Annotated in this window: 5 protein-coding genes and 1 pseudogene; 2 read left to right on the top strand and 4 right to left on the bottom strand. The window is 44.1% G+C overall.

Annotated elements, in window-relative coordinates; all coding sequences use genetic code 11:
* The first annotated feature begins 365 nt into the window (after positions 1-365).
* A complete protein-coding gene (istA, locus tag PSE69_RS19400) occupies positions 366-1,907 on the top strand; it encodes an IS21 family transposase (RefSeq protein WP_272514315.1) in 1,542 nt (513 codons plus the stop codon).
* A 14-nt stretch (positions 1,908-1,921) separates the two neighbouring features.
* Positions 1,922-2,668, top strand: coding sequence for an IS21-like element helper ATPase IstB (istB, locus tag PSE69_RS19395; protein WP_004916367.1), 747 nt, complete (start codon positions 1,922-1,924; stop codon positions 2,666-2,668).
* A 336-nt stretch (positions 2,669-3,004) separates the two neighbouring features.
* On the opposite strand, the gene PSE69_RS19390 is transcribed toward istB, so the two are convergent.
* From PSE69_RS19390 to PSE69_RS19375, 4 genes and pseudogenes are all read right to left on the bottom strand, one after another.
* On the bottom strand, positions 3,005-3,274 hold the full coding sequence (locus PSE69_RS19390; protein WP_004916200.1) for a PAAR domain-containing protein: 270 nt from the start codon (positions 3,272-3,274) through the stop codon (positions 3,005-3,007).
* Entirely contained in the window at positions 3,267-4,193 is a 927-nt protein-coding gene (locus PSE69_RS19385; RefSeq protein ID WP_004923384.1) for a hypothetical protein, read from the bottom strand. Before PSE69_RS19385 ends, PSE69_RS19390 begins: the two co-directional genes overlap by 8 nt.
* Entirely contained in the window at positions 4,190-7,399 is a 3,210-nt protein-coding gene (locus PSE69_RS19380; RefSeq protein ID WP_272675326.1) for a toxin VasX, read from the bottom strand. Before PSE69_RS19380 ends, PSE69_RS19385 begins: the two co-directional genes overlap by 4 nt.
* Positions 7,396-7,631 (bottom strand): annotated as a pseudogene (locus tag PSE69_RS19375) (DUF4123 domain-containing protein); the annotation flags it as partial. The pseudogene PSE69_RS19375 and the gene PSE69_RS19380, both read right to left, overlap by 4 nt.

Below are 7,631 nucleotides of genomic sequence, written 5' to 3'. Positions count from 1 at the left end.
AAAAGTACTGATTTGTTCCATTTCATCTTCATCAAAAAGAGTCGTATTTTGTTCCATGATCATAAGGCCCATGTTTAATTTGAATAATGGTTTTCAAAAAAAGAATTAATCATGAATATGAAAACAGCAAGTACAACCAAAAATAACGGTATTGAGACTACCTTTCTATAATTGCGTATTTTCATGAATGGAGATCACCCAATAACATCCATTGAGATCGGGTAATAACATTTGAGCAGATCGCTGAATAACATCGATGGAGATCACTTTGGGCTCATTTTGTTATTCGGTGATCTCCATCAATGTTATTAGAACTTCACAGGTGTGTTGATCTGTATCTTTTACCACTCCAGTAAAGGATACCTATGCCAACAGCTCCAATATCTATGAGAAAACTTAAAGAAATACTCAGACTTAAATATGGTGCCGGACTCAGCCATCGTCAGATTGGCCGTAGTCTTGCGATATCCCCCTCCGTTGTATCTAGGTATGCCAACCGGGCGGCTCAGCTTGGTATTAAGCAGTGGCCATTGCCCGCAGAATGGGATGATACTGCACTAAAGCATGCGTTCCTTCAAACGCAGGTGAAGATGAAAAAACACTCCCTGCCAGACTGGGCTACGATCCATAAAGAGCTACGTAATAAATGCGTGACGCTACAACTGCTCTGGGAAGAGTACAGTGAACGTAATCCAGGCGGATTTTACAGTTATAACCATTATTGCCGGATGTACCGAGAATGGCTAAAAACCACCTCACCATCAATGCGTCAAGTCCATAAAGCGGGTGAAAAACTCTTTGTTGATTACTGTGGGCCAACCGTTGACATTACCAACCCTGATACTGGGGAAATCAGAACCGCGCAGATCATCGTGGCTGTTCTCGGTGCGTCAAGTTACACATGGGCTGAGGCCACTTGGTCTCAGAAGCTTGAGGACTGGGTTATGAGCCATGTTCGTTGCTTCCGGTGGCTGGGCGGTGTTCCTGAGCTTGTTGTTCCAGACAATCTGAAAAGCGCCACGTCACGGGCCTGTAGGTATGATCCTGACGTTAATCCAACCTATCAGCAGATGCTTGAGCATTATAATGTTGCAGTGATACCAGCGCGACCACGTAAACCAAAAGATAAAGCTAAAGCAGAAGTCGGTGTTCAGGTTGTTGAACGCTGGATCATGGCCCGTATCAGGCATGAAACCTTCTACAGCCTAGTATCACTTAACCAGCGTATCAGGGAGTTACTGGAAAGGCTGAATAGCAAGGTCATGCAGAAACTAGGATGTTCGCGAGCAGAGCTCTTCAACCAACTTGATAAACCTGCGCTGACCCCCCTTCCTGAGGCAGGTTACAGCTATACTCTGGTGAAACAAGTCAGAGTCCATGCGGATTACCATGTGGAAATTGACAAACATTACTACTCAGTACCCAGTTCACTGCTGGGCTTACAGCTAGAAGCATGGATCTCGGGTGAACTGGTCAGACTGTTTAATCAGGGGCAGGAAGTGGCGACACATCCCCGAAACCGAAACTATGGCTACAGTACCCGTGAAGAGCATATGCCGGAAGCTCACCGTCAGCATGCCACCTGGACCCCGGAACGGCTTCTGGAGTGGGCCGGGCGCGTTGGCAGTGAAACTTATGACTACGTCCTTCACATCCTGAGCTCACGCCCGCACCCTGAGCAAAGTTACCGGTTCTGCCTGGGTCTCCTGAACCTTCATAAAAAATACAGCAAGGCCAGACTTAACGCAGCCTGTGCACGAGCGTTGAAAACTCAGGTATGGCGGCTTGCGGGAATAAAATCGATCCTGGAAAAAGGTCTGGATAAACAGCCTGTTCCTGAAAACAAACCTGACCTGCTATCAACGCTGGAACATGAAAACGTTCGCGGCAGTAAATACTACCACTGATATGGAAGCCAATAATGAACCATCTTTATGAACAACTCGCTGAACTGAAACTCACAGGCTTCCTCGATGCCCTAAAAAACCAGATCGCACAACCTGGTGCATACCTGGAGCTGGGGTTCGAAGAACGCCTGTCATTACTGGCTTCAGAAGAACTGACCTGCCGCGAAAACAGGAAAGCAGAGCGCCTGGTGAAACAGGCGCGGTTCAGACTTAGCGCCGAGTTATCAAAACTGGATTACCGAAGCAGCAGGGGCCTGAATAAGCCCCTCATCCGTTCGCTCGGTCAGGGAAACTGGTTGAACCTTAAACAAAACCTGTTGCTGACGGGGGCGACAGGCAGTGGCAAAACCTATCTGGCCTGTGCGCTCGGCCACAATGCCTGCCGACAAGGATATAAGGTCTATTACTACCGTCTGAAGGCGCTGATGGATCTGTGTTACCAGGGACATGCGGACGGACGCTATAGCAAACTGCTGACAAAACTGAATCACAGCGATCTGCTGATTCTGGACGACTGGGGGCTGGAGCCTCTGTCGTCAGAACAACGCAGCGATCTACTGGAAATAGTGGATCTGATGTACCAGCGAGGTTCTATCATTGTTGTGAGCCAGTTACCGGTGGAAAGCTGGTACAAGATGATCGGGGACTCAACGCATGCGGATGCCATCCTGGATAGGCTGGTTCACGGGAGCGTCAAGATAGACCTTAAAGGAGAATCAATGCGAAAAATGCAAACCTTGTTGACCGAAGGAGATCAGTGAAGTTAATGTAACAATGGTTCTGTGAAAGTGACACGAACCGATCTTCATCAATGTTACTCACCGATCTCCTTCATGGTAATACGCAATAATTAAAGTTGGTTGATTTTATTTGGCATTGTTCCAAGTTTATTTTTAACACATAAGGACTGTCTTCTAACGAACCTCTAGCATTATAGTCTTCTGGATAAGACGTGATTTTTTGCGTTTTTAGTTTACTCGGGAACATCGTTCCCATAAAAAATTTGAACATTATGGAGCCTCTCTAGCAATATCACCATCCTAATTTTAATAAGGCGAACAGGCTTTAATATACGTACTAATAAGACGAGAAAATGTTCATCCTACCGCGACAAGCACACATCCACCAGAACAGCCACAAGCCACTTTGTGACCTTCAAGTGCGACGGGTATTCCGTTGATTTTCATTAAACCGTCACCCTCGACGATAGCACCTGTTGTTTTACACGAAGGACAATAAACAGAGTCGCCCACACATGCGACTCCTTGGGTTTGTTTGGCGAGAGAAGAGGCCGTCAACACCGTGCCTCCGGTATTCGTCGTATCATTTTTTAAGATAATTTTTCTGCCGTTCACAAGACTACGCATTGCGTTTTTTCTCCTGATCAAGCTTTGCTAAAATCTGTTCGACCTGTTGCTCAAAATCAGTAGGAAGTGGGTTTTTACCAAAAAACAAAAAGGGTTTGCGGGCTTGGTAATCGACAGACGAAACGGCATCTCGCCCCCCTTGCATATAAGCATTGAGAAACGTGATAAAACGATGGTTTTCACTGTCGGTACTGGTCAGGAAACTGGAGTAATGGGAAACATTTGGCTTGTAAAGTATGGTTTTCAATTGCCCTGTTTTTTCATCAATTCGATACAGTTTAATCGCCAGCATTTTTCCTGCATAGCCGAATTCTGCATCTTCATAGCGCGTTAAACGTACTTTCCCCATCCCATAGCTATACAATATTCCTCTTTGCCTATCAGCAATCAGGTAAACCGGAGGCGTGAAGAAAGAGAGATAACCCAATAGCCACAAAAAACCCGGGAAAAAGATCAACCAGCCGATAACAAGGTATTTATCATATTGACTGTTAGTAAAGAACTCGCCTGAATTATTAGCTTTTATATAATCCCACCAACTAATTTTTTCTTCGCCAAAAAAACGCTTATATGAATCTATCATTTTTAATGCATGCGGATCCTTTTTATTTGGCTTTGCATATTTGTCCTCCACGTGCTTAGCCATCATTTCAATTGAGGCTTTAGAATCAATATGGTTATTAGCAAAATTATATAATGTATAACACGCCATTACTAAGAGCACGATAAAAAAAGGTATCGTGTTGGTAAGTTGACTATTCCGCTGTGGTGAATTAATCACACAACGCTGTTTATTGACTGCATCTAAAAATACCAGTTTTTGAGGCTCCAACGGATCATCGTAGTGATGACTTTCTTCAATCAATGGCGTGGTTTCTAATTGCTCCGGGTGCTTTGTTGCCGTATATAAACTCGTCATTCTGTGCCTTCCTCATCAATACAGCCATAAAGTTTATCATTAGGATCACCGTTTCGGTAACGCAATGGCGCAATTTCACCTTTAAGACGATCCACCAAGTAATACCAATAAATGGATGGGATAGATTGCCCCAGAGGATCACCTACAAAAATACCCGCTTCGACTTCAAAGCTCAGTACAAGCTCTCCATCACGCAGTGCCGTACAGGCTAACGCATCTTGCAAAGCTGCCTCAAACGCCGCATTAAATTTTGTTTGCTGTGAAGCCAAATAGTCAATCCCACGATGTTTGACTACCGTACCCCCTTGTTTGGGTAAAGAGGTCACAGGTGTTCCCGCGGGATAAGTAAACAAAGCTTTCTTTTCAACCAATTGATATTCAACATCCGAAATACCGCATTGAAAATTGCCCAGCGTAAACTGATATTGGATGACATAATGTGCAGCCCCGTAATGACTTTGCCCTAATCCCGCCTTTGATTTTGGAATTGCATTAGCTTGTAGTTGAGAGGTAAAGAAAAGGTTCGCAAATTCTTGAAGTTCTGTTTGATAATAATCAGCATAACGTTCTAAAAACATAACATATTTTTCTAGTTGTTTATCTTTAGTCGCACTCCTTGAAATTTTAATATTATCTTCAGTTTTATATCCCCCCGCAAAATACTTATCCCCATTCCCCCAAAAACACTGCTTCAATAACTCTTCAAACGCATCCGTTTTAAAGTAATTGTAAACCGCCATACCAATGCCGAATACGATGGCACCGATAATAATCAATTCCCACGCAAATGCCGCAACGGCGGTCGCCACCACGCCTTCCGTGGCGCCGTATGCCGCTAACCCCACCGACAACGCCAATGTCCCTGCTGCTTCCGCTATTTTTGCCGAGCCCGTAATATAATTACTGTTATAAAATTCCGCGGAGGCTTCGGCGATGGGTAAGGCAACCCCTAAAATCGCCACGGCATACCCGAGCCCTTTTAATCCCACTTTACCTAATTTGGTTTGGATTTCAGGCAACTGAATTTTGGTGAGTAACCGCTGAAGCGGTGGAAACGTCACCGCTGCTGCATATCCTCTAGCCGCTTGACGTATTTCAACCACCGCCTCTGCGGTATTTAAAATATGGGCCACCATTTGAATACGAAATATATTCACGGCGGCGGCATTTAATGGGTCTTGCTTATCAAACTCTTTCGTATGGGCGACTGCATTGAATTCAATGATACTCGTGAGTAATGTGTAGACATCTGCCCCCAATTTGATGTGACTAATGAAGGCGTGTTTATCCGTGGGCAATCCCGCAGCACGGTAACCTGCCATTAGGTTAAATTTGGCAGTGGTAATAACGCGCTTGAGTCCTGCCGATTTTAATCGATTATCCCAGTCAAAGACCTTCTTCATGTTTTTCGAAAAACGTTGGAGTGGCTGACTCATCCCTTTCAGTGAACTCATCCATTTTCTGAACTCTTCAGCGCTTAAGGTCGCGAGTTCATCAAAACTCACGGAAATACCGAAATACGCCAAAAAAGCGGGGAGCACTTTATGCGCCAGAAAATCCAACCCCGCTTGGCTGATACGTCGCACAGAATTTTTAGCATTATTCAGATGGGTATGTGCTTCCGTATACGCGTACCCCAAGGCATCCCAACATATCATGACGGCTAAACGTAATGACGGTAAAACACGCTCTTTAAATTCACTGAGCGCTTTATTTTTTATCACATCTTCATTCAATACATCCAGCAAGTTGGTGATAAACGCCTTCCAAATCTCCCCATCATCACTGTCGGTTGATAACAATAAATCGAGTGTGACACGCCCTGACGGCGAACTCTTTAAGGGGGTGAATAGCTGTTCATGCAGTTGGCTGTAGGCCTCTAATTCATCAAAAAACGCGGGGTGCCAAAAATCCCCTTTTTGATATTGTTCTTTAATTAAAAAAGCATGGTCAAGATAGTTTTTAATGCCACCGACCTGATTTTTGACTTCTGGGTTGCTTAAAAAATCACGGTAGAGTTGGACGATATTGGCTTGCAATGTTTCAAACTCTTGATTACCCGCTTCAATTTGCGGCCAATAGGTTTTCCATCCCTGAACATCAATGTGTTTGTTAAACTTCTCTTTTAATGCTTTTCCTTGCTCTGTTTTCGCGACGTCAGGATTATCAAACTGGGTTTCTAACGCCGAAAGATAGTGACCCACTTTATTTGGGTACTGCCAATAACGTTGGAACATCGCATACGTTGCTGTCACAAAGGTATAAAGCGATAAAATATCTTTTTGATAGCCGATTGGGTCATACAGTGCGACTAAACAACTTTTTTCTTTGTAATCTAAATTTTGTTTCGCTTGATTTAACAGGGTATCGGTACTTTTACTGGCACTATTCATTCCCGTGATATGGGAAAAATACTCTTTTGGTAGTGGATTACCGATAGATTTTGTGTGCTCAGTAAAGGCGGAAAACTGGTCTGACTCGGTTTTATATTCTTCAACCAGATAGTCAATATGCTCAGCGTTCAATTCAAGCGCATGGGGATTCCCATTAAAATCCACCAAATTGATTTTTTGCATAAATGCCTGTCGATAAGACGCATCCGTTTCCATTTTATCTAAGACATAATCAGACAGGGGGCTATCACTGAATAAAAACAACGCCTCCATGACGTCTTTTTTAATCGGTAAATACGGGTATTGACAAGATTGGGCTTGTACCGATTGAGTTAATGGGTCACGCAAATAAGGGATAAATCCTTCCTCTGCATCCCCTTTTTCTTTCGCACTGGCTGCTTCACTGGAGTTATCATCATCCGAATAGACATAGCCATTATCGTAATGTTGCACAACATGCTTAAAAATCAGCAACTGTCCTTTAGTATCAAGGCGGGTGGGAAATTCACCTTCCTCAAAGACATAAACCCAGCCTGTGCGCAGTAATCGAGCCGAAAACCCTTTAGTGTCAGAGATTGACGAAGCCGACAGTAACGTCGAAATAGCGGGCGGAACCGCCGCTTTCGCATTTTTATCACCATACAAATTTGAGTAGGCATAACGCACAGGATACACCGGACGATGTTCATTCTCACATGGGCAAACGACCGCATCCGCTTGCAAATTCCGAGGAGCGAGTTGATTTACCAACTCGACCATTTGACGTTCAATTTCTTCTAAGGTTAGTTGTGGCGAACGAGTGTTGTCGGTCATGCGGTCTCTCCTTGAGCGTGTAGACAATAGATATAGCAATGATGATTAAATAACACTTGGTTGTGCTGATAAGGTAAGGCATGTTCACATGCCTTCTGCCAGAGCAAATCATCGTGGCGACTGAGATAGCGAGCGATAAGGTTGTATATTAACGCTTGCATCTGCGTTGTATCTGTCAAAAAGGCTCGATTTGCAGCATGAAGACAGAAGTCATCTAACGCTTTTTTAGCTG

Source organism: Providencia sp. PROV122, from assembly GCF_028482365.1.
Classification (GTDB): Bacteria; Pseudomonadota; Gammaproteobacteria; order Enterobacterales; family Enterobacteriaceae; genus Providencia; species Providencia stuartii.
Note: the sequence above shows the minus strand (reverse complement) of the source record. Positions and strands in the feature narration are given on the sequence as shown.

Coding starts and splice junctions, on each gene's coding strand:
- istA (WP_272514315.1), top strand. CDS start 366: ATGCCAACAGCTCCAATATCTATGAGAAAACTTAAAGAAATACTCAGA.
- istB (WP_004916367.1), top strand. CDS start 1,922: ATGAACCATCTTTATGAACAACTCGCTGAACTGAAACTCACAGGCTTC.
- PSE69_RS19390 (WP_004916200.1), bottom strand. CDS start 3,274: ATGCGTAGTCTTGTGAACGGCAGAAAAATTATCTTAAAAAATGATACG.
- PSE69_RS19385 (WP_004923384.1), bottom strand. CDS start 4,193: ATGACGAGTTTATATACGGCAACAAAGCACCCGGAGCAATTAGAAACC.
- PSE69_RS19380 (WP_272675326.1), bottom strand. CDS start 7,399: ATGACCGACAACACTCGTTCGCCACAACTAACCTTAGAAGAAATTGAA.